Here is a 24,674-nt window from a genome sequence, read left to right as displayed (position 1 = left end):
GTCAGGCTCGAGATACTGTCATAATGGCAACATCATCTGGATGGCTTTCAGCACCAAACTCAAGTTCAGTGGTCAGCTGCTCCGATGATACAAATCCATCTTTCAATTTTCTCAGCAGCAAGGCTTCCTTGTCCGCCAGAGAAGGTTCAGCAATAGTTTCCAGAATCCCATCTGAAAATAACGTCAGGGTGAAATGCTCAGGCAGCACAATTTCACGTTCCTCAAAAACCGGCTTTTCAAACAAGCCAACCGGCATACCACGACCTTGCAGAAACTCTGCATGTCCCGCTGTACTCAGTACAGGCATGGGATGATGTCCACCCACTGCATAGGTGAGCGTCGAATTACGGTTATCCAGCAACCCGACAAACATCGTCATGTGCTTGCCCATACGCGTCAACAGAATTTCCTGATTGATACGGTTCAGGGTCGCCGAGGGTGACAACAGGTCAAAACTTGAGTGTCTGCGGTAGTTACGTACCAGACGCCCCGTCAGATTCTTGAGCAGGACCGTTACCAGTGCAGACGAAGCGCCATGACCTGACACATCGGCCAAATAGAACATGGTCTGATGGTCATTGATCTGAATTGCATCGACAAAGTCACCGCTGAGCAGCAGCGAAGGTGTCAGGGTATATTCGAATTTCAAACCGTTGATCACCTGCTCTCGTGGAGGCAGCAGGTTTTGCTGCACGTGCTGGGCGGCATGATGATCTGAGCGGAGTTCATCCAGACTGCGTTCGAGAGACTCACGTAAACGCCCGGCATCTTCAATATAGGCTGCCCGGCTGATTTGACGCTGCATTGAGGTCACAAACGCATCGGTATTATCAAACAATTCACTACACAAGAATACATCATCTGCACCGGCACGCAACGCCTGACGCAATGCGGTCGAACTATCCTGCGGAATCAGGGCGACTACCGGTTTTGGGGTCAGACGCGCAGCGAGATGGCGTAAAGTATCGAGATCGACCAGAGACAAATCCAGAATGGCAACCGAGTGTTCACGGCTTTCCAGCAAACTGTATGCAGTGTCGAGATCACGCGCCAACGAGATTTTAAGATTGGGTCTATCGCAGAGTTCGCACAGCTCGATCAGGCGATCTACAGTTTCAGTACATGCAGATACCAGAAGCACATGCTGAAAGATCCGACTCATAAATCACTGAACCTGTTGTTGATTGGATTCATGAGCGGACCTGTTGACAACACGGGTTTCAAGAGACTTTAGAAATCCGATTCATCAAATCGAACTTCCATCTCACCATCATTGATGAGGTATTCCCGACGTTGCAGGTAAGCATCACGAATGAATACATAACGATCACCGCTGATAATACGCTCAGCATTCATCAGCTGTGAACGCGTATCGATCAGGCGGACAGCACGTAATGAATTACGGACAGCACGGTCATCCACATAGGTAACCGGGTCCAGGTACCAGTCCGGCACCATGCCGACTGTATCGCGAACGGTACTCGGTCCAAAGAGTGGCAGTACAACATAGGGACCTGAAGACACACCCCAATAGCCCAATGTCTGACCAAAGTCTTCGTTGTTCTTGGGGATTCCCATCGGGGTTGCCACATCGATCAGACCACCAATACCAAAAGTGGTATTGAAGGTTATACGGGAAAAATCTTCCAGCGCATTATGAACCTTGCCTTGCAGCAGGTTGTTGATCATGGTGCGCACATCTCTGAGATTTTCAAAGAAATTGTTCACGCCTGTCTGGGCAATTTCCGGAGTGACGTAGCGATAACCCTGAGTCACCGGTTTTACGATGGCACGATCCAGACCATCGTTAAAAGAAAACATTGCGCGGTTAAACCCTTCCCAGGGATCATTTTCCTGTTGAGCCTGAGCAGCCGTAACAGACAACGACATGACAACACTCGCGGTAAACGCAACTTTTCTCAAGGATTTAGACAGCATTTCATTTCCTATATTCTGCCAGAGATGCGAAGCTAATGAGGTCTATTGTAGTCATTGATGCGCTGCGAATAAAGCGGATTAAGTTTATAATTGAAACAAAACCAACTGACAGGGATGCTTGCATGAGCCACCTTTTGATCAAAAACGCCAAAATTGTCAACGAAGGTCGTATCAGCGATGCGGATGTATTGATTCAAGGGGAACGAATCGAGAAGATTGCCGACTTTATCAGTCCGCCGATCGACTGCGAGGTACTGGATGCCAGCGGCAAGTATCTGTTACCCGGCATGATTGACGATCAAGTGCATTTTCGTGAACCTGGCGTGACCTATAAAGGCGATATCTATACTGAATCGCGCGCTGCCGTGGCCGGTGGTATCACCAGCTATATGGAGATGCCGAATGTCAAACCGCCTACCCTGACAATTGAAGCCCTGGAAGACAAGTTTGCCCTTGCCGGGCAAAAATCCATCGCCAACTACTCATTCTATATGGGCGCTTCCAATGACAACCTTGAGCAGATCAAGCGTCTGGACAAAAACCAGGCCTGTGGTGTCAAGGTATTTATGGGTGCATCGACCGGCAATATGCTGGTCGACAACATTCAGGCGCTGGAGGGCATTTTTCGTGAAGCCCCGTCTATTGTTGTGACGCACTGTGAGGACTCCCCCACTATTCTGGCCAACGAAGCAAAATACCGTGCTGAATATGGTGAGCAGATACCGGTGATGTATCATCCGGAGATACGTTCACGCGAGGCTTGCCTGAAGTCTTCGACGCTGGCGGTGGGGCTGGCCAGGCAGTTTGGTACCCAGTTGCATGTACTGCATTTGACTACGGCCGATGAACTGTCACTGTTCACCCCCGGCCCGGTCAGTGGCAAGCAGATTACCCTGGAAGCCTGTGTACATCATCTGTTTTTCAGCAGCGACGACTATGCCCGCCTGGGCAATCAGATCAAATGTAACCCGGCCATCAAGTCCCTGACAGATCGCGAAGCCCTGCTGCGTGCAGTCAATGAGGACATCATCGACATCATCGCCACGGATCACGCGCCGCATACCTGGGAAGAAAAACAGGCCGAAAGTTATTTTAACGCACCTGCCGGGTTACCTCTGGTACAACACGCCCTGCCGAGCCTGCTGGAACACTATCACAACGGCATTTTCACGCTGGAGCGGATTGTGCAGAAGGTCTGTCATAATGTTGCCGAGCGTTACAAAATTGCCGACCGTGGCTACCTGCGTGAAGGCTATTTCGCCGATATGGTTCTGGTTGATCTGCATAAGCCCTTTACCGTGACGCGCAACAACATCCTGTATAAGTGCGGCTGGTCTCCTTTTGAGCACTATCAGTTCCGCAGCAGCATTGATACAACACTGGTAAATGGCCGGATTGTCTATCGAGAAGGGCAAATTCAGGAACCCGGCGTGACCGGGCAGCGTCTGGCATTTAGTCGCTGAGCAGTAAACGTTCCTTGGCGCAGCGACTGAGCTTTTTCAGCGCTGCCTCGCGTTTGAGTGCGCTGCTACGATCCGGATGACTTTCCTGCCACACCAGAGTGACCGGTCGACGGCCACGGGTATAGCGCGCGCCCAGACGATCACAGTTGTTATGTTGATCCAACCGGCGTTGCAGGTCAGTGGTAATACCGGTGTAAAGCGACTGGTCAGCACAGCGCAGCATGTAGACATACCATTCATTCATGCGCGCATCATGCCAGAAATTACCGCACAGCGGTATCAGGCGTCCTGCCCGAACCAGCTGAGCTGAGATTGCAGCGCAACCACTTCACCCACAATAATGATTGCCGGTGCTTCCAGCTGCGCCTCAGCCTGCTGTGCCACGATGGTCTGCAGCTGCCCGGTCAACACCCGCTGCTGAGGCGATGTGCCCTGAGACACGATGGCAATGGGTGTATCAGCCGGTTTACCCTGCTCCAGCAAACCCTGAACCAGCAGCTCAAGCGTATGCAGTCCCATGTAAAACACGATGGTTTGATTCGGTTGTACCAGCTCGGCAAAATTCAGATCACTGGTGCGGTTTTTCAGCTGTCCGGTCACAAATTTGACGGATTGGGCATAGTTCCGGTGGGTCAGCGGGATACCGCCGTAGGTTGAACAGGCACTGGCGGCTGTAATACCGGGCACCACCTGAAACGGGATACCGGCAGCCTTGAGCTGCTCCAGCTCTTCCCCGCCCCGGCCGAAGATAAATGGATCACCACCTTTCAGGCGGACAACACGGCGTCCTGCCTGCGCATGTTCAATCAGGAGTTGATTGATATCCTGCTGTGGCACGGCATGATGATCGCGTTTTTTACCGACATAGATCATATCGGCATCGCGGCGGCACAACTCCAGCACCTCGTCGGATACCAGACGGTCGTACAGCACCACATCCGCCTGCTGCATCAGCCGCAGGGCTTTGAAAGTCAGCAGTTCCGGATCACCCGGCCCCGCACCGACCAGATAGACCTCACCTGTCTGACTGTCGCCTGAACCCGCCTGTATCTGTTCCAGCAACAAGGACTCCGCTTCGGCATCCCGTCCGGCAAAGACCCGCTCGGCAACCTGCCCATTGAGCACTTTTTCCCAGAAAACACGGCGTTCATTCACCGAACTGAAACGCGCTTTTACCTGATCACGCAGCCGTCCGACCAGTGCGCCCAGGCGACTGAAGCTGACCGGGATCTGGCTTTCCAGACGTGAGCGCAGAATACGCGCCAGGACCGGCGACTGACCGCCAGAGCTGATACCGATTACGATCGGGGAACGATCCACAATCGCCGGAAAGATAAAGGTGCAGAGCGGCGGATTATCGACCACATTCACCGGCACATTGACGGCCACGGCATCATGATGCACCTGCTCATTCAGCGGCTCATCATCCGTTGCCGCCAGCACCAGCGTTTTCTGCTGCAGCAGCCCGGCATGATAGTCACCGATTAACGCTTGCCCCTGATGTGCATTCAGCAGCGCCAGCAGCTCTGGATGGATCTGGTGTGCCACCACCGTCAGCCGGGCACCTGCCCGACTCAACAGCCGGGCTTTGCGCAGCGCGACATCACCACCGCCGACCAGCAGTACTTCACGTCCCTTGAGATCAAAAAACAGTGGCAAGTATTCCATACGGAGAGTCCTGATGCGGTTCAGCGAGGGCGTAACGGAATGCTGGAGGCAGCGTGCAGCCCACACTCACGGTTTTCCGGATTTTCCCACCACCAGCGACCGGCACGTACATCTTCACCCACGCTGATCGCACGGGTACAGGGCGCACAGCCAATACTGGGGTAATGGCGATCATGCAGTTCATTGTAGGGCACGTTGAAATGCCGCAGATAGGCCCAGATCTCTTTGGTACTCCAGTCCGCCAGCGGATTGAGCTTCTGCAAACCGTTGGCCGCATCCCATTCGGAAAACGCTACCGTATCACGCGTCACCGACTGTTCCCGCCGCAACCCGGTGATCCAGGCGGCACGGCCTGTCAGGGCACGCTTGAGCGGTTCAAGTTTGCGCACGCCACAACAGGCTTTACGCAATTCCTGAGACTGATAAAAAGCATTGATGCCCTGCTCACGCACATAGGCTTCCACGGCAGCGGCTTCGGGATAGTACACATCAACCTGTAACTGCGGGTAATGCTCTGTCACGCGTGCCAGCAGAGTCAGGGTTTCCTCAGGCAAACGACCGGTATCCAGCACAAACTGGCTGATATCCGGAAGATAGCGTGCCAGCAGGTCAGCCAGCACCATATCTTCGGCACCCAGACTGTTGGCCAGCACCAGATTACCCTGATACTGCGCAGTTGCTTCACGCAGCTGAGTCACCACCTGATCGATTTTCTGCTGCAGCTCGGGAGTCAATTGATCAGACATGTGATCACCTTATACCGTGGATTCAGAATGTTGACGATACACCGGGCGTGGATCATCAGCGGCACCCTGATAACGTACAGAAATCTCACTGAATGCTTTCAGGGTATCCGGGCTGTAGCGATCATCTGCCAGACTGAACGCATTGAAACCGCAACGTTCCATATAGCCCAACTGATCACGCCCCACATTACCAACTGCTCTGAGTTCACCTTCATAGCCCAGACGGCGTATCTGACGGGCAAGACTGTAGCCACGACCATCACGGAACACCGGGAATTCAACGGCAATCAGCGTCACTCGGGCAAGCCAAGGCTGCAACTGGGCAACGCTATGGTCACCATTGATTTGCACCCCTAACGCAGCCGGATTCAGCGCGGCGGCTGCATCCAGCTGTTCAATCGGCACCAGCAGAGCGTCTACACCTGTCGCCAGCGCTTCCAGTGTCTCGCCCTCTTGTGGCTGAATCAGCGTCCAGCGATCGGCAGCAGGCTGACGATTAATGAGCAGAGGCATAGACTTTCTCCTTAAACGGGGTCAAACCGACACGACGCACGGTATCCAGAAAACGTTCTTCGTCTGTGCGTTGTTCAACATAGGTTTCCAGAATTTTACGCAAGACAGCAGGTACTTCATCGGCCGCAACCGCTTTACCCAGCACCTTGCCGAGAGACGCATCCTCACGACCAGAGCCACCCAGTGTAATCTGGTACCAGTCTTCACCCTTTTTGTCGACGCCCAGAATACCGATATGGCCAACATGATGGTGACCACAGGCATTGATACAACCCGACATATTCAACTGGATATCGCCCAGATCATAGAGATAATCCAGATTATCAAACTCGGCGTTGATCGCATCGGAGATATTCAGTGTCTTGGCATTGGCCAGCGCGCAGAAGTCAAATCCCGGGCAGACAATCATATCTGTCAGGGTGTTGATATTGGCGCGTGCCAGATTATATTCGGTCAGCACGGTCCACACGGCATAGAGATCGTCCTGGCGCACTTCAGCCAGTACCAGGTTCTGATCGTGGGTTGAGCGGATTTCAGCAAAGCTGTACTGCTCTGCCAGCTCAGCGACCACATCCATCTGGCGATCGGTAATATCCCCTGGAGCACCCAGCAGTGGCTTCAGTGATACCACCACGCAGCGATATCCGCTGACCTTGTGTGCACGGGTATTGCGCTCGAACCAGACCTTAAAGTCGCTGTCTGACTGCAGCTGCTGTTGCAACGCAGGGGATTCGGCAGGTAACGCCTCATAGGGATGAGGCTGGAAAAAGCCCTTTACTCGCGCAATTTCAGCATCCGTCAGACGCAATTCGGTATCCCGGGTATGTTGCCACTCAGCTTCCACCTGATCGCGGAACGCATCCACGCCCATGGCTTCAACCAGAATCTTGATACGGGCCTTGTACTTGTTGTCACGACGACCGTTCAGGTTATAGACCCGCAAAATCGCGTCCAGATAGGACAACAGATCCTGCTTGGGCAGGAATTCACGGATCACTTTACCTATCACCGGGGTCCGTCCCAGACCACCACCGACCAGCACTTCAAAGCCGATGTCCCCCTCAGCATTACGCACCAGGTGCAAACCTATATCATGCACTTGACTGGCGGCCCGGTCTTCAGCACTGCCGGTCACCGCAATTTTGAATTTGCGTGGCAGATAGGCAAATTCCGGATGCAGAGTCGACCACTGACGAATGATTTCACACCAGGGCCGTGGATCTTCCAGCTCGTCCGGTGTCACTCCGGCAAAGTGATCTGTGGTGGTGTTACGGATACAGTTACCTGAGGTCTGGATGGCATGCATCTGTACCTGCGCCAGCTCTGCCAGAATATCCGGCACCTCTTCCAGCTTCGGCCAGTTGAACTGAATATTGGTACGCGTGGTGAAATGCCCATAGCCCTTGTCATAGGTACGGGCAATATGGGCCAGTTTGCGCAGCTGGTTAGCCGACATCAGGCCATACGGAATGGCAACACGCAACATGGGCGCCTGACGCTGAATATACAAGCCATTCATCAGACGCAAGGCCAGAAACTCATCATCAGACAAGTCTCCGGCCAGGTAGCGTCGGGTTTGATCGCGGAACTGTTCGACACGCTCATCAACAATCTGCTGATCGACAGTGTTATATTGATACATCGCTTAGCTTTCCCCTGACACCTGCAATTCAGGCGATGGTATTGACAGATGGGCGCAGTCTACTCTGAATGCAATATAACTTAAAATACTAATTATGAATTTTGTTATAATTAAAACACATTTAACCCACCTGACTCTCCGTCTGCTGGCCTGACAGGTCGATCTCAATCCAGCCAGCCTGCTCACGAACAGGCCAGCAGCGAATGCGCATGTTCGGATCTTCAAGACACTGTCCATCTGCCAGACTGAAGTGCTGTTTGTAAAGCGGCGATGCCACAGACCACTGCCCGTCACTTTCACAGAGCAATCCATGCGCCAGCACTTCGGCACCGGAGAAAGGGTCTCGGTGTGAAACAGCATAATAGGCAGGCTGTTGATCCGGCAACCAGAACAGCGCTACTGGCTGAGTCTCAACCAGTACCGCTACGCCTGAGCCGGCAACCAGATCCTCGGTGCGACACACCGGCAGCCAGGATGATTTCAGGTTAATCACCGCATTCATGCCACTTCCTCCTCGGTCAGGTTACGTGCCGGAATCCGCTGACCCCGCTCTTCAATCAACTGAATACGTGCGCGTCTGGGTTCACTGGCATTCACATAGCTGCGGAAACGCTTGCGCTTCTGCGGGTCTTCAACAGCGGTTTTCCATTCGCACTGATAGCTGTCCACCACATGCTGCATACGTGCCTCCAGTTCCTCGGCCAGCCCCAGACTGTCGTTCATCACCACCGCCTGAAGGTAGCTCAAGCCACCCTCCAGGTTTTCCATCCAGACAGATGTACGCTGCAGGCGATCAGCGGTGTAGACATAAAACATCAACAGGCGGTCGATATAACGGATCAGGGTTTCATCATCCAGATCGGTCGCAAACAGATCGGCATGACGCGGCTTCATGCCACCATTACCACACACATACAGGTTCCAGCCTTTTTCAGTGGCAATGACCCCGACATCCTTGCTCTGGGCTTCGGCACATTCACGGGTACAGCCGGAAACGGCCATCTTGACCTTATGCGGTGTCCTCAAGCCCTTGTAACGATTCTCCAGGCGTATCGCCATACTCATGCTGTCCTGTACCCCATAACGACACCAGGTATCACCGATACAGGATTTGACCGTACGCAGCGACTTGCCATAGGCGTGCCCTGTTTCGAAGCCGGCTGCAATCAACTCTTCCCAGATCAGCGGTAACTCATCCAGGGTGGCGCCAAACAGGTCGATGCGCTGGCCACCGGTGATTTTGGTATAGAGGTCGTATTTGCGCCCTACTTCACCCAGGCTGATCAACATCTGCGGGGTGATCTCTCCACCGGGAATACGCGGTACGACAGAATAGGTGCCATTTTTCTGCATATTCGCCATAAAGGTGTCATTCGTGTCCTGCAAGGCGACATGTGCGGGCTCGTGAACATGCTCGTTCCAGACGCTGGCCAGAATGGATGCGACAGCGGGTTTGCAAACCTCACAACCACCGCCTTTGCCATAGCGTTGCAGCAGATCGGCAAAGCTGTGTATCTCTTCCACCCGAATCAGATGAAACAGCTCCTGACGGGTATAGGCAAAGTGCTCACAGATCGATTTGTCGACCTGAACCCCTCGCTTCTCCAGCTCGGCATCCAGTACATTTTTCACCATCGCCGAACAACCACCACAACCGGTTGCCGCCCGTGTCATCTGCTTCAGGTCCGCCATGGAAACGGCGCCGTCATTCATCGCCTCGCAAATGTCGCCTTTGGTCACGTTGTGGCAGGAACAGAGTGTCGCTTCCTGTGGCAGTGAGGCAACACCCAGTACCGGCTCTGCTCCCGCAACGGCAGGCAGAATCAATGTTTCCGGATACTCCGGCAACACAATGGCGTTCAAGGCATACTGCAACAGCGTGTCATAGTAACTGTTATCGCCGATCAGGATCGCACCCAGCAGATGCTGACCATCGGCAGACACCACCAGACGCCGATACACACCTGACAGCTCATCCGCATAGCGGTAGTTCAATGCCCCCGGTGTAAGGCCCTGGGCATCACCGATCGAACCCACATCAACACCCAGCAGCTTCAGCTTGGTGGACATATCTGCCCCACTGAAACGGGTCCCGACATCACCACTGAGGTGGGCGACAGCGACCCGAGCCATGGTATATCCGGGTGCCACCAGGCCAAACTGCTGTTGATTCCAGATTGCGCACTCGCCTATGGCATAAATCGAGGGGTCACTGGTGCGACACTGGCTGTCAATCTGAATGCCACCACGTTCGCCCAGTACCAGTCCGGCCTCTGCGGCCAACCGGTCCTGCGGACGGATACCTGCCGAAAACACGATCAGATCGGTTTCCAGATAGCTTTCATCACTGAAACACATTTTCAGGCGTTGCGTATCACCACTGACAATGGCCTGAGTGGCCTTATCGGTATGTACCTGCACACCCAGCGCTTCGATCTTGCGCCGCAGCAGCTCGCCAGCCTGAGTATCCAGTTGCACCGGCATCAGTCGTGGCGCGAATTCCACCACATGCGCTTCCAGACCGAGTTTGGTCAGTGCATGCGCTGCCTCCAGGCCGAGCAACCCACCACCCACCACAACACCACGTTGGGCACCCTGCGCACTTTCCCGAATCGCATCCAGATCTTCCAGCGTCCGGTACACCAGACAATGTGGCTGCTCCCGTCCGGGAATAGGTGGCACAAACGGATAGGAACCGGTCGCCAGCACCAGGGCGTCATAGGCATACTCCCCCTGGGCGGTAATCACTCGACGCCTGTCACGATCCAGCCGGATCACGGGTTCTGCCAGATGCAATGCAATCGAGTGCCGGGTGTAAAAGTCTGGCTCACCCAGTTGCAGGTGTGTGGCATCCGGATGATCAAAATATTCCGACAGATGCACACGGTCGTAAGCGCGGCAAGGCTCCTCGGCGAAAACGCTCACCTGATACTCGTCAGCGACCGATGACGCCATCAGCTGCTCGACAAAATGATGGCCAACCATACCATTGCCAATGACTACAAGTTGCTTTTTCATGTTATGACCTCTTAAACCCGTAATGACTTGCTGGAACATCAGGCCTGCGCCGCCTTCCGTGCCACTGGGGACGCCTCTGCTTTACGCGCGGCACTCAGCGGCTCAACCTTGCGTTGTTTCTCATACAGGAAACGCAACACTTCGCGGCGATAGCGGTTGTATTTCGGGTCATCCGCAAGTTCAATGCGATTGCGCGGCTTGGGCAAGTCAATCTCCAGCACTTCACCAATCGTGGCTTCCGGCCCATTGGTCATCATGACAATCCGGTCCGACAGCAACACCGCCTCATCAACATCATGGGTAATCATAATGATGGTACTGTTGATCTCTGACTGGATTTTCATCACCTCATCCTGAAGGTGTGCCCGCGTCAGCGCGTCCAGTGCACCAAACGGCTCATCCAGCAGCAGCACTTTGGGTTCCATCGCCAGCGCACGGGCGATGCCGACACGCTGCTTCATCCCGCCGGAGATCTCTGCCGGGCGCTTGTCCAGTGCATGTGACATATGCACCATTTCCAGACTGCGCAGAATCCACTCATGACGCTGCGCTGCTGTTTTGGTTTTACGGAAGGTTTTGTTGACCGCCAAGGCCACGTTTTCATAGACCGTCAACCAGGGCAGTAATGAGTGGTTCTGAAACACCACACTCCGGTCAGGACCTGGTGCATTCACCTCTTTACCATCCAGAATCACCGCACCTTTGCTGGAAGGCAGCAGTCCCGCCACGATGTTCAACACTGTTGATTTGCCACACCCTGAGTGACCTATGATGGAGATGTATTCACCCTTTTCGATATTCAGGTTGACATCTTTTAACACGCAGCTGGCTTTATGGCCTGTGCCAAAGGTTTTGCTGACACCTTCAATTGCTAGATAATGCTTAGACATACTGTTGACCTCTCACTGTCTGTTAATGCTGTCTGACCCGTTACTGAGCGGAGGTACCGCGCGTAACCAGGACGGAAATGAAGCCGATCATGCGATCCAGCAGGAATCCGACCACTCCGACATACACCAGGGCCAGAACGATGTCGCTGATCATCGAGGCATTCCAGGCATCCCAGATAAAGAAGCCGATACCGACACCGCCAATCAGCATTTCAGCCGCCACAATTGCCAGCCAGGACAGGCCGATACCGATGCGCAGTCCGGTGAAGATGTAGGGCGCAGCCGCTGGCAGCATGATTTTGACAAAGTACTCATAGCCATTCAGTGACAGCACTCGGGATACATTGCGATAGTCCTCGGGAATGTTGCGTATCCCGACAGAGGTGTTGATGATGATCGGCCAAATGGCAGTAATAAAAATCACGAAAATGGCTGACGGGTTGCTGTCCTGAAAAGCGGCCAGCGAAATCGGCAACCAGGCCAGTGGCGGTACCGTCCGCAAAATCTGGAAAATCGGGTCCAGACCACGCATCGCCCAGGTGGATTGCCCCACCAGCACTCCCAGACTGATGCCAGCGACCACCGCCAAACTATAGCCATAAGCGACTCGCTCAAGGCTGGCGAGAATCTGCCAACCCATACCCACATCGGTACCGCCATGATTGTAAAAGGGGTTGACGATCAACTCCCAGGTATCAGACACCACCTTTGAGGGTGATGGCAAAGCGGCACCGGGGGCCGCGGTCATCCATTCCCAGATCAGAATGAACAGGCCACCAATGATCAGTGCGGGTAATACATTTTTCAAAAAACCATCGCCCAGGGGCTTCAGTTGACGAGTGACTTTTTGCAGCACTCCCGACACTTCAACACCACCGGAGCGGAAACTGTATTGAGTTCTTGCTGTCATGTTCTATTCTCCTGCATGAACGCGATTCAGATACGCTTGATTGTCAGACTGTCGAGATAAGCCTGAGGGTTTTCGGGATCAAACACCTTGCCATCGAAGAAGGTTTCCACCCCGCGTGAGCTGCTTTCAGGGATATCACTGGCATCCACACCCAACTCTAGGGCCGCTACACGCCAGAGGTCTTCCCGGTTGACCTGCTCAATCAAGGAGGTAGTGTCGAGTGTGGTTGGCAGATAGCCCCAGCGCTGATTTTCGGTCAGGAACCAGAGATCATGGCTTTTGAAGGGGTAAGACGCCTGGTCTTTCCAGTAACGCATCTGATCAGGATGGTTCTCGACCACCTTGCCAGTGCCATAATCAAAATTGCCTTCCATGCGATCGACAATGTCGTCAAACGGCGCATGAATCCAGCGACGACGTGAGCAGATCTGCGCCACTTCACGACGATTCTCCGGTTGCTCGCAGAAAATCTGCGCTTCCATTATCGCTTTCAGCAGTGCTTTGGTTGAGTTGGGGTTGGCATCCACATAATCGGCACGCATGGCAAACGCCTTTTCCGGATGGTTATGCCAGAGTTCGCCGGTAGTATTGGCGGTGTAACCAATGCCCTGATTGATCAGTTGCTGGTTCCAGGGTTCACAGACACAAAAGGTATCCATGCTGCCGACTCGCATATTGGCGACCATTTGTGCCGGCGGCACTACAATCGTGGAGATATCACGATCCGGGTCTATTCCACCGGCCGCCAGCCAGTAACGGATCCACATATCATGGGTCCCACCCGGGAAGGTCATGGCAGCGTTCACGGGTGCGCCACCAGAGCGTTTGTCAGACAGCGCCTGTCCGAATGCTGACGTGTCCAGACCCACCTTCAAATCGTTGTATTCCCGACCAACCGAAATGCACTGACCTGCCAGATTCAAGCGCGCAAGAATATACATAGGCACAGGTACGTTATTCGGCGTCATCGCACCAGAGGCGATCAAATACGGCATAGGGGTGAGAATATGCGCACCGTCGATACCGTTGCGCTGAGACCCCAGTACCAGATTATCGCGTGTAGTCCCCCAGGAAGACTGTTTCAGCACATCCACATCAGTCATGCCATGCTTGGCAAAAAAACCTTTTTCCAGTGCGACAAATAAGGGAGCGGCATCGGTCAGGGCAATAAAGCCCAACTTGGCAGAACGGGTTTCCAGTGGACCATTGCTGGCCGCCTGAGCCTGACCAGGCCAGATCCCTCCCAGAGTTGCCGCCCCGGCGACAGCCGCCAGGCCGCCGATGAAACGGCGACGATCCGGGTTACTGGGCTGAGTTTCAAGCAGCGAGTGATAATATCGTTTCATGTGATACTCCTTGGCGGCCCGGTCTTGCTGTGCAGGCCCTGAAAGAAACCAAAAAAAAACGGCGTCACCTCAGATCATCCGTAAACGAATGTGAGGTGGACGCCGTTGTCCAAATTCTTGCTATTAACAGTTTGCCCCGCAGGGCCGGTACTCATGAAGGATAAAGCAGTTATTGTGCCAACAATAAAAAATAAAATATGAATCAACCTTTTAGCTGAAAAATCTGTTTTCAGGCAGGGGGATCTGCCCCGCACTGACGCACTCATCTTGTGCAGCGCGCACTGAAATAACTCACAGATTCAGGGGAATTATAGTGACCGATGCTAACGCAGCAGCATCCGGGTTCGGTCAATAATCAGCTCGGCAACATCCTGCAGACGCAGGTTTTGCTCCATGGCTGACTGGCGCAACTGGCGATAAGCTTCAGCCTCAGTCAGACCCTGATATTCCATCAGCAGTCCTTTCGCTCGCTCCAGCACCTTGCGCTCAGTCAGGGCCTGCCGAGCCTGCTGCAGCTCATCACTGACGACCTGCAAACGTACGGACTGAGCCTGCAGCAGATCGTATACCGAACGCCCTGCAGTTGGCTCTGCCAATTGCACACTATCAGTCAAATAACGCAACGAGGCAGACTCAGCTGTTTCACCTGCAAGACTATCGAGCATAAAACGGTGTGTCTGCAAATCCTGGCGTGCAGCCTTGAGCTTATGCCGACACAGCTGCAACAGCGCATCTGCCAGACCTTCTTCAATACCTTTCAGCACATCGATACGGCAGGTTGCTACGTCGTACCAGATTTCGCTGAACGCTGACGGAACCGCTTCCTGATGACCTGCCCGTGCCACAATTTGTCGTAACCGGTTCAGTTCCGTGACACAGGTATGCTGCTGCAATGAACGCCAGGCGGACAAAGGCTGGTCCGGGCTGAAATTTTCAAACACTTCAAAACAGCGGGCCTGAGCTTCAATCAGATGTTGCAGTTTCTGCTGATCCTCGGCTGTGAAGTAGCCAGCTGCAAAACCACTGGCGCCCCAGGCACGCTCCTGACCAGCCAGTTCCTTGCCCTGCATGAAGTTAAACTTGGCTACCAGAATACGAGTAATGTCGGGATCAGCAGAGGTATCTGCAGCTTCAAACACCACCGACAGCAAACCGGCAATCAGGGTACTGATCATCTGAGTAAGCTCCGGTGCAGTGATTTGCTGCGTCAGAGCTCTCTGGCGTATAGCGGGTAACGCCTCCAATCCATGCAACACATGCGCCACACAGGTATACAAACGCACATGACCAGACAGATGACAGGCTCCCAGATCCAGCGTCTCCAAACGCTGACGCAGGCGTACTTCCATTTCCTGACATGCCTGCACCTGCTCCAGGCGCTGTGCAGCAAAGCGTGCGCCTGCTGATGCGAGGAACACATTGGACAGCCCTCGCTCTCGTTGCAACAGGTGTACCAGCTGACTGACCTCAGCCACCAGCTCACCAGTCAACAGCAACTGCTCCAGGTTGGCGATCTCACAACGCTTGGATGCCAGCAAAAAATCTTCAGCACTGCGGGTTAACATGCATCACTCCAGATATAACGTCCTGAAGATAGCTGCAAGGTTTATACCAGCCTCAGGAAACCCAGGTTGGCAAACTGACCTCACCCGCGACCGCCACCTGCCAGAGCTGACGACATTGCGATGGCGTGTAGCCCGCTGCCAATAGCCAATGCAGTTTGCTGAAGGCGGCTTCCGGTGTCATGTCCGCAGCCGCCAGAACACCAATGCGATTGAATTCGGCACCGGTAGCATAGCTGCCCTGCTCTACACCGCCCGTCAGGCATTGGCTGACATTGACGACCATGACATCCCGACGCACCAGTTCAGCCAGACACGGCAAAGGCCCGTCCTCAGCCGTGGGTGGATTGCCTGCGCCATAGCTCAGTACCACCAGGCCACGTAAACGCGGCTGCTCCAGCAACCAGTCACACGCCGAGCGCTGAATACCCGGATAGAGCATCAGCATCGCAACGGCCTGTGCATCCAGTTGATCAGGCAGCTGTTGTGGCTGAAAACGGAGATCCGCTGGCGGCAGGTTTGAGGTAACCTGCCAGTCAGGCGCAATTCCCAATTGCAGTAGCGGCTGACAGGCGGGTGAATCAAATGCAGCCATCGCCTGACTGTGCAATTTGCGACTGCGATTACCACGCAGCACCCGATCATGAAAACAGATACTGACCTCATGTAGCTGCCCGGCTGCAGCCAATGCCAGACTGTTACTGACATTCAACAACGCATCACTGCGCGGCCGGGATAACGGAATCTGTGCACCGGTCAGGACAACCGGCTTGTCCACTGCACCCAGCAGGAAGGACAAGGCTGAAGCGGTATACGCCAGCGTATCCGTGCCATGCAGAATGACAAAACCGGCATAGTCATACCAATGCTGCCTGATAAGCCTGGCCAGACGCAGCCAATCGGCTGGCTGAGCAGCCGCACTGTCAATCAGGGGCGTAATTTCATGCCAGTCAAACTCAGGGGTATCACTCCCCAGGCGCTGACGTAATTGTTGTTCCAGACCGGACACAGGTGCATAGCCCTGCCCGGTCTGCTGCATACCAATGGTGCCACCGGCATAAATCACCAGTACCGGATGTATCATGCGACCCTCCCAGAGGCCTCGATTAAAGAAGGCGCCAGCATGGCCTGAGGACTGAGCAAGCGGTCCAGCGTCTCTTCAGTCAACAGTGCTTCTGCCAACACCAGTTCCCGCACGGTTGCACCTGTATGCAGCGCGATAGACGCAATCCGTGATGCCTGACTGTAACCGATATGCGGTACCAGTGCAGTAATCACACCAATACTGTTGTTCAGATGTGCCGCACACCGCTCCGTATCGGCCTGAATTCCGCGAATACAACGCAACTCCAGCATCTCGCACGCCGAGCGCAACATCCGGATAGCATTTAACAGGTTATAGACAATCAGTGGCTCCATCGCATTTAGCTGTAGCTGACCCGCTTCAGCAGCCAGCGTCACCGCCAGATCGCTGGCAATGACCTGGAAGGCGGTCTGGTTCACGGCTTCCGGAATCACCGGATTCACCTTACCCGGCATAATCGAAGAACCGGGCTGCACGGCGGGCAGATGTATTTCGCCCAGGCCGGTACGCGGTCCACTGGAGAGCAAACGCAAGTCATTGGCCAGCTTGCTGAGTTTGATCGCCAGACGCTTCAGCATACCGGAGAAAAACACAAAGGCTCCCATATCTGACGTGGCTTCAATCAGATTGGACGCTGGCACCAGCGGCTTACCGGAAACCTTGGCCAAATGCCGAATGGCCAGGGCGGAATAGTCCGGATGCGCATTCAGACCGGTACCGATGGCAGTACCGCCCAGGTTCACTTCACACAGCAAGGTACAGGCTTCATGCAGGCGGTCAATATCCTCACCCAGTGTTACGGCAAAGGCTTCAAACTCCTGCCCCAGTGTCATAGGCACCGCATCCTGCAACTGAGTGCGCCCCATCTTGACGATACCGGCAAAAGCCTGCCCCTTGTCACGCAACGCATCAATCAGGCTGCTCAGACTGTCAATCAATGGATCCGTGGCACACTGAATGGCGACGCAGGCTGCTGTTGGATAGGCATCATTTGTTGACTGGGAGCGGTTTACATCATCATTGGGATGCAGATACTGATACTCCCCCCGGGCATGCCCCAGACGCGCCAATGCCAGATTGGCGATCACTTCATTGGCATTCATATTGGTTGAAGTGCCTGCACCACCCTGAATCATATCCACCACAAACTGATCATGCAGATGCCCCTGACAGACCTGTTCGCAGGCGGCGATAATCGCCTCCGCCTTATGCGCTGGCAGCAATCCAAGGTCGCGGTTGGCTGCTGCTGCGGCCAGTTTCACCATCGCCAGTGCATTCACCAGTTCCGGAAAATGACTGATCGGTACGCCAGTAATGGTAAAATTATCCAATGCACGTTGAGTCTGAATACCGTACCAGCAGTGTTCAGGCAGGTGTTTATCGCCCAGCAGGTCGTGTTCGGTACGCATTTGCATGATGAGATGTGTCCAATTGTTGTTGTAGGAATTACTCCATTTAAACAACTTTGCATCCTGGGAGCTATTTTGTAACCTGTCGCCCGATGATGCACTATTGCATCTATAGTGCATCAGAGTGCATCATATCGGAGAAATCGCACACCGGTCTAAAACAGGTAGCCATCATGAGTGAAGACTTGACCCGAAATCTGCGGCTGCTGTGCAGCTATTACCGGTCTATTTCCGAGGTCTGTCGACGTCTGGACGTAAACCGTACCCAGTTCAATCGCTACCTCAGTGGCAGCAATCGGCCTTCTGCACACATGATGCAGCGCCTGTGCGATTTCTTTGGCGTGGAAGAGCATGAAATACTGCTGCCCCATCATCAGTTTCAACGCCTGATTGATGTCAGACCCCGACAGCATACTGCCCGGGAACCTCAGCACCCTGAGCAGGAGCACCTGCAACATCTGCAGCAGTTGACCGGACAGTCGCTGGATAAGTATCTGGGCTATTACTTTGAGTACTATCTGTCGATGGCCTGCCCCGGCAATATTCTGCGTACGCTGGTGCATCTGGAAAAACCGGACAAGCAGGTCTATTACCAACGCCTGGAACGACTTCAGGAAGCCCCGGATGAGCGCCCCTATCATGGCATTTATCTGGGTGCTGCCTACCTGCTGACGGACCGGATCTTCCTGGTAGATTACGAATCTCTGACCGGTCAGGAAATCAGCCAGACCATTTTATTCCCCAGCTACAAGAACCGCATTTCCTATTTGTCCGGATTAAAAATCGGAGCCGCTGGCAGTGGCGATCGGATGCCCTGCGCCACCCGCGTGCTGTACGAGTATCTCGGTCATTCGGTTAACAAGCGCCAGGCCCTGAAACGCTGTGGTCTCTATCCGCTGGATACCGAACAGATCGAGCCTTCCCTGAAGCAGGCCCTGATCAACCAACTCGATGATGACGAGTATCATCTGCGCGCCAGACATTTGCACCGCTAACGCTCACCTGCACACCCAAAAGCACCAAACAGGTGCAGACTTAACCCGATGAATAACTGAACACCACAGGTGATTCGGTATTACATACTGTTTTCAGAGACCAATGCTGTTCTGGCATCTTTATTGCTTATTCTCGTTAAACAATTCGATGAATAGCCGGGGTTAACCTGGCAAAGGCAATGGCGCCCGCATCTTCTGACTGCTTCTGGCAGTTCGAGGATGCGGGCTTTTTTTTTGGGAGATTGGCAGCGCATGAAACAACACACCACCTGTCCTTACTGTGGCGTCGGTTGTGGCGTAACCGCGGAACTGGCAGACAATCGCCTGATTGCGGTCAGTGGCGACAGCCAGCATCCAGCTAATTTTGGCCGCTTGTGCATCAAGGGAATGACCCTGCCGGAAACAGTCTCAGCTGATGCGCGCCTGCAATTACCGCGTTTGCATGGACAAGCGATCAGCTGGGATGATGCCATGACCCAACTCAGCCAGGCGATTACCGAAGCGTTAGAAAGCCATGGGCCTGACAGCATCGCATTCTATCTGTCAGGCCAGTTACTGACTGAAGACTACTATGTCGCCAACAAACTGATGAAAGGCTTTCTTGGCTCTGCCCAGGTAGACACCAACTCGCGCCTCTGCATGGCATCGACGGTCGCAGGACACAAGCGTGCCTTTGGTGCCGATGCGGTACCCGGGTGTTATGCGGATATTGAGCTGGCTGACCTGGTGATCCTGGCTGGGTCCAATGCAGCCTGGAATCACCCCATCCTGTATCAGCGTATTCAGACTGCCCGTCAGGCACGGCCGGCGGTAAAAGTGGTCGTTATTGATCCTCGCGCCACTGCCAGCTGTGATATAGCCGACCTGCATCTTGCCTTGCGTCCCGGCACCGATGCCCTGCTGTTCAACGCCCTGCTGGTCTATCTGGCTGATCAGGGCTGCCTCGACCAGCAGTATATTGAGCAGCATACGCAGGGCTTTGATGAAACGCTGCAACAAGCCCGACAAGCCACGCCAAACCTGCAACAGGCTGCGCAACAGACGGATTTGCCCCTTGAGGACCTGACGCGTTTTTGCGAATGGTTTGCCTCTACAGACAAGACCCTGTTTCTGTTTTCACAGGGTATCAACCAGTCCAGCTCAGGCACCGATAAGGTCAACAGCCTGATCAATTGCCATCTGGCCACCGGCCGGGTTGGCAAGCCGGGCAGCTCTCCGCTGTCGTTAACCGGGCAGCCAAATGCCATGGGTGGCCGTGAAGTCGGCGGCCTGGCCAACCAACTGGCCGCCCATATGGATTTCACCCCCGAACATATCGATCGGGTGCGCCGCTTCTGGAATGCTCCCAATATGGCCACCGCGCCTGGACGCAAAGCCATTGATCTGTTTCATGCCGTTGAGCGTGGCGAAATCAAGGTGCTATGGATTATGGGCACCAATCCACTGGTCAGCCTGCCGGATACTGAACGGGTCAAGCGTGCGCTGAAACGCTGCGAGTGGCTGGTGGTCTCTGAACCCATGGCCAGTACCGATACGCTTAACCTTGCAGATCTCTGCCTGCCATCAACAACCTGGGGTGAGAAAAACGGCACAGTGACCAACTCGGAACGCCGCATTTCACGCCAGCAACCGCTGCTCTCCGCCCCAGGCGAGGCGCGGCAGGACTGGCAGATTCTGTGCGACCTGGCACAACGCCTTGGTTTCGGAAATGCCTTCAATTATCAGCACCCGGCAGACATTTTCATCGAACATGCCGCGCTGTCCGGATTCGAAAATCAGGGTAGTCGCTGCTTCGACATCAGCGGCTTAAGCCAGCTGGATCAGCATGCCTACGATCGGCTACAACCCATTCAGTGGCCTGTCACCACTACAACACCCTATGGAACCCAGCGACTGTTCAGCGAAAACCGATTCTATACCCCCTCTGGAAAAGCACACTTTGTCCCTGTTCAGTTTCGTGCGCCCGAACAAACCCTGAATGATAACTACCCGCTACGTTTGAACACCGGCCGTATTCGTGATCAGTGGCATACCATGACACGCACAGGGCGCAGCGAGCGATTGTTCCAGCATCGCAGTGAGCCTTTTATTGATCTGCATCCTCAGGATGCAAGCGCACGCCAGATCAGCACCGGCGATCTGGCACAGGTCGAAAACCAGCAAGGGCGTTATATCGGACGTGTCCGTCTGACCACCGACCAACGCCCAGGCGAAGTATTCATTCCTATGCACTGGAATCATCAATTCAGTGCTCAGGGTCGCTGCAATGCATTAATCCAGCCCGTCACCGATCCGGTTTCAGGACAACCTGAATCAAAACAGGGTGCCGTAGAGGTGCGTCGTTTTCCAGCCCGCTGGCACGGACAACTTCTGACACGCGACAACATCAGTGCACAATTACGTGGTTACTGGAGCCGCCAGCCTCTGGCACCCTGCCAGCAGTACATACTGGCCGAGACAGACTGGCCCGGCGACTGGTCCAACTGGTGCCTGCAGCATCTTGGACAACGTCCCGACGGTTATCTGGAAAACCCGATAACCGGCCAATTTCAGGCCTATGCCACGGAGCAGCAACGCCTGAAATGGTGGCTGCTGATCACCCCCACTTACCAGCCTGCTGATCTGCGGCAGATGGCCGCTCTGTTCGAGTCACCCTCATTGACACCATCACAGCGCGGCCGACTGCTACACGGACTGGATAGCCCGCAACACACGCAGGTGTGCAGTTGCTACCAGGTGGATGAACAGCGTATCCGTGAGGCAATTCAATCCGGTTGCCGCAGCGTTACCGAACTGGGCGACAGGCTGAGCTGCGGCACACGCTGCGGCTCCTGTATTCCCGAACTTAAAGCGCTCTTGGCGCAGGAGGTTGAACATGCAACAGTCGATCTCGACTAGGTTTCCAGGCGAAGTCGCTCTGGTTGGTGCAGGACCTGGCGATCCTGAGCTGATAACTCGCAAAGGCTGGCGCTTGCTCCTGAATGCCGACCTGATTGTCTATGATGCACTGGTCAGCGCCGAACTGATGGCTGAGATACCCGGCCACATCGCTCGCCACTATGTCGGCAAGCGTAAAGGACAGCATTCGCACAGCCAGGCAGACATCTGCCGGTTCCTGGTGCAACAGGCTCGACTGGGCAAACGTGTGGTCCGCTTGAAAGGTGGCGACCCTCTTATTTTTGGCCGTTTGACGGAAGAGCTGGACGCACTGCAAGCCGCAGGTATCCCCTTCACGTTAGTACCCGGCATTACTGCAGCATCCGGTTGTGCCGCCAGTTGCGGCCTTTCGCTGACAGAGCGTGGTATCGCCTCCAGCCTGAGATTTATCACCGCGTCCCACTGTGATCAGCGCAGCGTGCCCTGGGCAGACCTGACGCGACGGGATGAAACCCTGGTGTTCTACATGGGACTGTCACAAGCTTCCAGGATCAGTCAGGAACTACAACGCCATGGCTTACCGGCAGACTGGCCGGTCATGCTGATTGAGCGCGGCACACAGCCGGACCAACGCAGTATTCACACCCATTTGGCGGGATTGCCTCAGGCAGTGGAGATGCACGGCGTACAGGCTCCGGCACTGATCCTGATCGGCCAGGTAGCCAGACAAACACAGGAGAAAGCCCAATCTCAGGCCGCCTGATAAAAGATGTATTTTATTTACATCTTTTATTAAATGCGTCTACAATCCGTTTGAGTGCACGTGCGATCCAGCAGACTTTTGTCCCCCTTAGCTGAAGGATGATCGGATCGCCGTGCACGCTTTTTAATTGACGGAGTACTGACAATGCGGGCGGACCCAACACCCCCTCTGCTGGCCTATGCGTTTCGGCCATTTTTCCTGCTGTGCGCGCTTTACGCCGTACTGTTGATGCTGGGCTGGTCGCTCTGGCTGTCCGGTGTTGTCGAACTGCCGGTACGCTGGCCCGCTATTTACTGGCATAGCCACGAAATGCTGTTTGGATTTGTCACCGCAGCCATTGCCGGATTTTTGCTCACCGCCATGACCAACTGGACCGGAGCACCACCACTCAAGGGCGCAGGGCTGCTGGCGCTGGTACTGCTCTGGCTGGCAGGACGCATCGTTATGGGCCTCTCGGCATGGATCAATCCACTGTGGGTTGCCGCTGTTGATCTGGCATTTCTACCCCTGCTGGCAACCTATGTCGCGCGGATATTGCTAGGTCACGGAAACCGCCGGAACATGATCATGGTGGTGATTCTGGCGCTGTTGTGGGTGGCCAACCTGTTAATGCATCTGGGGCAACTGCAGCCCTCTGTCTGGCTGGTCCGTCAGGGTGAGTGGCTGGCTTTAAACCTTATCACGCTGATGATGGTTGTAATTGCAGGACGCATCACCCCCGCCTTTACGGCCAACTGGATTCGCTTGCAAGGCGGCAATCCTGAACAGGTTATTCGTTCAGCCAAAACCGACCTCTGGGCCATACTCTCGGTAGCCTTGCTGATACCGCTAACGCTGGGCAGTGCGCCAGAACCGATTGTTGCACTGACAGCCTTGCTGGCCGGGCTGATCAATGCCTATCGGCTATACCAGTGGCGAGGCTGGAAAGTCTGTCGGGAGCCGCTGCTCTGGATACTGCATCTGGGCTATCTCTGGATCGTACTGGCGCTGATATTGCGTGCAGCAACACCCTTGGGTCTGACCGATTCGCTTTGGCAGCACCTGCTGGGTGTCGGTGCCATGGGCACCCTGATTCTCGGGATCATGACCCGGGTCGCCATGGGACATACCGGACGCCCTCTCAAACTGGTACGCTTCGGTCTGCTGATCTACTGTGGCATACTGCTGGCGGCAGTGTTGCGGCTCCTGGCAGCGGCATCGCTGATTCACTACACGGCTGGTGTGCTGGCATCAGCTGCCTGCTGGATTGCTGCGTTCAGCCTGTTTCTGCTGGCGTATTGGCCCATACTCAGCCGTCCACGTGCGGATGGACGGCCCGGATAACACCTGGATCAACCATGCATATTACCCGCTTTACCGACTACACCCTGCGTGTACTGATTCAGGTGGCCGCCCAGTCACCTCAACCCTGCACCATTGCCGAAGTCGCCACACGCTACAATATTTCCCGCAACCATCTGATGAAAGTGGTGCAGGCGCTGAGTCAGCGTGGCTACCTCGCTGCTCAGCGCGGGAAAAATGGCGGTCTGCAGCTACCCAAGCCTGCAGCTGAGATCAATCTTGGTCAATTAATCCGCGACTGTGAGCAGGAGCGGCCATTGGTCGAGTGTTTTGGCTCCGATAACCAGTGCGTGATTACCTCCGCCTGTCGGCTGAAATCACTGCTCGCCGAGGCCCAGGAAGCCTTTTTCAGTGTACTGGATCGCTACACGCTTGCTGATCTGGTGGGTACTGTACATCGACAAGCCCTGATTGAATTGCTTCAGCTACCCCATCATCCCGACGAGCATTCATTAGGTTATTCTTAATTGATCTATAAAAATTCATATTTATTCTTTTTTATTTTATAG

General features: G+C 54.5%; 21 protein-coding genes. 6 read left to right on the top strand and 15 right to left on the bottom strand.

Features of this window, described 5'->3' with window-relative positions; all coding sequences use genetic code 11:
- Position 1: 1 nt before the first annotated feature.
- Together ADINL_RS15660 and ADINL_RS15655 are read right to left on the bottom strand one after the other, a co-directional pair.
- Entirely contained in the window at positions 2-1,162 is a 1,161-nt protein-coding gene (locus ADINL_RS15660; protein WP_051632884.1) for a PP2C family protein-serine/threonine phosphatase, read from the bottom strand.
- Positions 1,163-1,230: 68 nt separating this feature from the next.
- Positions 1,231-1,938, bottom strand: a complete 708-nt coding sequence (locus ADINL_RS15655; protein WP_036550153.1) for an MlaA family lipoprotein — start codon at positions 1,936-1,938, stop codon at positions 1,231-1,233.
- A 122-nt stretch (positions 1,939-2,060) separates the two neighbouring features.
- Here ADINL_RS15655 and ADINL_RS15650 point away from each other — a divergent pair, with 122 nt between their 5' ends.
- A complete protein-coding gene (locus ADINL_RS15650; protein ID WP_036550151.1) occupies positions 2,061-3,401 on the top strand; it encodes a dihydroorotase in 1,341 nt (446 codons plus the stop codon).
- Here ADINL_RS15650 and ADINL_RS15645 read toward each other — a convergent pair.
- The 13 genes from ADINL_RS15645 to ADINL_RS15585 form a co-directional block, all read right to left on the bottom strand.
- Positions 3,391-3,645, bottom strand: a complete 255-nt coding sequence (locus ADINL_RS15645) for a GIY-YIG nuclease family protein (protein ID WP_036550149.1) — start codon at positions 3,643-3,645, stop codon at positions 3,391-3,393. The two genes, ADINL_RS15650 and ADINL_RS15645, sit on opposite strands and share 11 nt — an antisense overlap.
- 35 nt (positions 3,646-3,680) lie before the next feature.
- Positions 3,681-5,069, bottom strand: coding sequence for a siroheme synthase CysG (gene cysG, locus ADINL_RS15640; RefSeq protein ID WP_036550147.1), 1,389 nt, complete (start codon positions 5,067-5,069; stop codon positions 3,681-3,683).
- Positions 5,070-5,089: 20 nt separating this feature from the next.
- Entirely contained in the window at positions 5,090-5,815 is a 726-nt protein-coding gene (locus ADINL_RS15635; RefSeq protein WP_036550144.1) for a phosphoadenylyl-sulfate reductase, read from the bottom strand.
- Positions 5,816-5,824: 9 nt separating this feature from the next.
- Positions 5,825-6,328 carry a DUF934 domain-containing protein gene (locus ADINL_RS15630; RefSeq protein ID WP_036550141.1) on the bottom strand — a complete coding sequence of 168 codons (504 nt, stop codon included), beginning with the start codon at positions 6,326-6,328 and terminating at the stop codon, positions 5,825-5,827.
- Positions 6,312-7,970: a nitrite/sulfite reductase gene (locus ADINL_RS15625; protein ID WP_036550138.1), complete on the bottom strand. Its 1,659-nt coding sequence runs from the start codon at positions 7,968-7,970 to the stop codon at positions 6,312-6,314. Before ADINL_RS15625 ends, ADINL_RS15630 begins: the two co-directional genes overlap by 17 nt.
- Positions 7,971-8,091: 121 nt before the next feature.
- Positions 8,092-8,472 carry a nitrite reductase small subunit NirD gene (gene nirD, locus ADINL_RS15620; protein WP_036550136.1) on the bottom strand — a complete coding sequence of 127 codons (381 nt, stop codon included), beginning with the start codon at positions 8,470-8,472 and terminating at the stop codon, positions 8,092-8,094.
- Entirely contained in the window at positions 8,469-10,988 is a 2,520-nt protein-coding gene (gene nirB / locus ADINL_RS15615; RefSeq protein WP_036550128.1) for a nitrite reductase large subunit NirB, read from the bottom strand. The genes nirD and nirB overlap by 4 nt, the downstream gene beginning before the upstream one ends.
- A 38-nt stretch (positions 10,989-11,026) precedes the next feature.
- Positions 11,027-11,878 (bottom strand): ABC transporter ATP-binding protein, encoded by an 852-nt coding sequence (locus tag ADINL_RS15610; protein ID WP_036550125.1) that lies wholly within the window; start codon positions 11,876-11,878, stop codon positions 11,027-11,029.
- A gap of 40 nt (positions 11,879-11,918) precedes the next feature.
- Positions 11,919-12,788, bottom strand: coding sequence for a nitrate ABC transporter permease (gene ntrB, locus ADINL_RS15605; RefSeq protein ID WP_084154556.1), 870 nt, complete (start codon positions 12,786-12,788; stop codon positions 11,919-11,921).
- Between the two features lie 26 nt (positions 12,789-12,814).
- The gene (locus ADINL_RS15600; protein ID WP_051632883.1) at positions 12,815-14,134 is read right to left on the bottom strand and encodes a CmpA/NrtA family ABC transporter substrate-binding protein; all 1,320 of its coding nucleotides are present in this window, start codon (positions 14,132-14,134) and stop codon (positions 12,815-12,817) included.
- Between the two features lie 323 nt (positions 14,135-14,457).
- Entirely contained in the window at positions 14,458-15,699 is a 1,242-nt protein-coding gene (locus tag ADINL_RS15595) for a nitrate regulatory protein (protein WP_036550123.1), read from the bottom strand.
- A 52-nt stretch (positions 15,700-15,751) separates the two neighbouring features.
- Positions 15,752-16,780, bottom strand: a complete 1,029-nt coding sequence (locus ADINL_RS15590; RefSeq protein ID WP_036550121.1) for an asparaginase — start codon at positions 16,778-16,780, stop codon at positions 15,752-15,754.
- On the bottom strand, positions 16,777-18,195 hold the full coding sequence (locus ADINL_RS15585) for an aspartate ammonia-lyase (RefSeq protein WP_036550109.1): 1,419 nt from the start codon (positions 18,193-18,195) through the stop codon (positions 16,777-16,779). Before ADINL_RS15585 ends, ADINL_RS15590 begins: the two co-directional genes overlap by 4 nt.
- Positions 18,196-18,362: 167 nt before the next feature.
- On the opposite strand from ADINL_RS15585, the gene ADINL_RS15580 reads away from it, so the two are divergent.
- From ADINL_RS15580 to ADINL_RS15560, 5 genes are all read left to right on the top strand, one after another.
- Complete coding sequence (locus ADINL_RS15580) at positions 18,363-19,184, top strand: helix-turn-helix domain-containing protein (protein WP_036550107.1); 822 nt, start codon at positions 18,363-18,365, stop codon at positions 19,182-19,184.
- 252 nt (positions 19,185-19,436) lie between these two features.
- Positions 19,437-22,082, top strand: a complete 2,646-nt coding sequence (locus tag ADINL_RS15575; RefSeq protein WP_036550349.1) for a nitrate reductase — start codon at positions 19,437-19,439, stop codon at positions 22,080-22,082.
- On the top strand, positions 22,060-22,824 hold the full coding sequence (gene cobA / locus ADINL_RS15570; RefSeq protein WP_051632882.1) for a uroporphyrinogen-III C-methyltransferase: 765 nt from the start codon (positions 22,060-22,062) through the stop codon (positions 22,822-22,824). Before ADINL_RS15575 ends, cobA begins: the two co-directional genes overlap by 23 nt.
- A 144-nt stretch (positions 22,825-22,968) precedes the next feature.
- Positions 22,969-24,147 (top strand): NnrS family protein, encoded by a 1,179-nt coding sequence (locus tag ADINL_RS15565; protein ID WP_036550104.1) that lies wholly within the window; start codon positions 22,969-22,971, stop codon positions 24,145-24,147.
- Positions 24,148-24,161: 14 nt separating this feature from the next.
- Positions 24,162-24,632, top strand: coding sequence for an RrF2 family transcriptional regulator (locus ADINL_RS15560; protein WP_051632881.1), 471 nt, complete (start codon positions 24,162-24,164; stop codon positions 24,630-24,632).
- Positions 24,633-24,674 lie beyond the last annotated feature (42 nt).

Source organism: Nitrincola lacisaponensis (genome assembly GCF_000691225.1).
In the GTDB taxonomy this organism is placed as follows: domain Bacteria; phylum Pseudomonadota; class Gammaproteobacteria; order Pseudomonadales; family Balneatricaceae; genus Nitrincola; species Nitrincola lacisaponensis.
The sequence above is the reverse complement of the archived record's forward strand: the minus strand, read 5'-3'. Positions and strand labels throughout refer to the sequence as shown.

What these genes read in the sequence shown, in the direction of transcription:
- ADINL_RS15660 (WP_051632884.1), bottom strand. Translation starts at nt 1,162, where the DNA reads ATGAGTCGGATCTTTCAGCATGTGCTTCTGGTATCTGCATGTACTGAA.
- ADINL_RS15655 (WP_036550153.1), bottom strand. Translation starts at nt 1,938, where the DNA reads ATGCTGTCTAAATCCTTGAGAAAAGTTGCGTTTACCGCGAGTGTTGTC.
- ADINL_RS15650 (WP_036550151.1), top strand. Translation starts at nt 2,061, where the DNA reads ATGAGCCACCTTTTGATCAAAAACGCCAAAATTGTCAACGAAGGTCGT.
- ADINL_RS15645 (WP_036550149.1), bottom strand. Translation starts at nt 3,645, where the DNA reads ATGAATGAATGGTATGTCTACATGCTGCGCTGTGCTGACCAGTCGCTT.
- cysG (WP_036550147.1), bottom strand. Translation starts at nt 5,069, where the DNA reads ATGGAATACTTGCCACTGTTTTTTGATCTCAAGGGACGTGAAGTACTG.
- ADINL_RS15635 (WP_036550144.1), bottom strand. Translation starts at nt 5,815, where the DNA reads ATGTCTGATCAATTGACTCCCGAGCTGCAGCAGAAAATCGATCAGGTG.
- ADINL_RS15630 (WP_036550141.1), bottom strand. Translation starts at nt 6,328, where the DNA reads ATGCCTCTGCTCATTAATCGTCAGCCTGCTGCCGATCGCTGGACGCTG.
- ADINL_RS15625 (WP_036550138.1), bottom strand. Translation starts at nt 7,970, where the DNA reads ATGTATCAATATAACACTGTCGATCAGCAGATTGTTGATGAGCGTGTC.
- nirD (WP_036550136.1), bottom strand. Translation starts at nt 8,472, where the DNA reads ATGAATGCGGTGATTAACCTGAAATCATCCTGGCTGCCGGTGTGTCGC.
- nirB (WP_036550128.1), bottom strand. Translation starts at nt 10,988, where the DNA reads ATGAAAAAGCAACTTGTAGTCATTGGCAATGGTATGGTTGGCCATCAT.
- ADINL_RS15610 (WP_036550125.1), bottom strand. Translation starts at nt 11,878, where the DNA reads ATGTCTAAGCATTATCTAGCAATTGAAGGTGTCAGCAAAACCTTTGGC.
- ntrB (WP_084154556.1), bottom strand. Translation starts at nt 12,788, where the DNA reads ATGACAGCAAGAACTCAATACAGTTTCCGCTCCGGTGGTGTTGAAGTG.
- ADINL_RS15600 (WP_051632883.1), bottom strand. Translation starts at nt 14,134, where the DNA reads ATGAAACGATATTATCACTCGCTGCTTGAAACTCAGCCCAGTAACCCG.
- ADINL_RS15595 (WP_036550123.1), bottom strand. Translation starts at nt 15,699, where the DNA reads ATGTTAACCCGCAGTGCTGAAGATTTTTTGCTGGCATCCAAGCGTTGT.
- ADINL_RS15590 (WP_036550121.1), bottom strand. Translation starts at nt 16,780, where the DNA reads ATGATACATCCGGTACTGGTGATTTATGCCGGTGGCACCATTGGTATG.
- ADINL_RS15585 (WP_036550109.1), bottom strand. Translation starts at nt 18,195, where the DNA reads ATGCAAATGCGTACCGAACACGACCTGCTGGGCGATAAACACCTGCCT.
- ADINL_RS15580 (WP_036550107.1), top strand. Translation starts at nt 18,363, where the DNA reads ATGAGTGAAGACTTGACCCGAAATCTGCGGCTGCTGTGCAGCTATTAC.
- ADINL_RS15575 (WP_036550349.1), top strand. Translation starts at nt 19,437, where the DNA reads ATGAAACAACACACCACCTGTCCTTACTGTGGCGTCGGTTGTGGCGTA.
- cobA (WP_051632882.1), top strand. Translation starts at nt 22,060, where the DNA reads ATGCAACAGTCGATCTCGACTAGGTTTCCAGGCGAAGTCGCTCTGGTT.
- ADINL_RS15565 (WP_036550104.1), top strand. Translation starts at nt 22,969, where the DNA reads ATGCGGGCGGACCCAACACCCCCTCTGCTGGCCTATGCGTTTCGGCCA.
- ADINL_RS15560 (WP_051632881.1), top strand. Translation starts at nt 24,162, where the DNA reads ATGCATATTACCCGCTTTACCGACTACACCCTGCGTGTACTGATTCAG.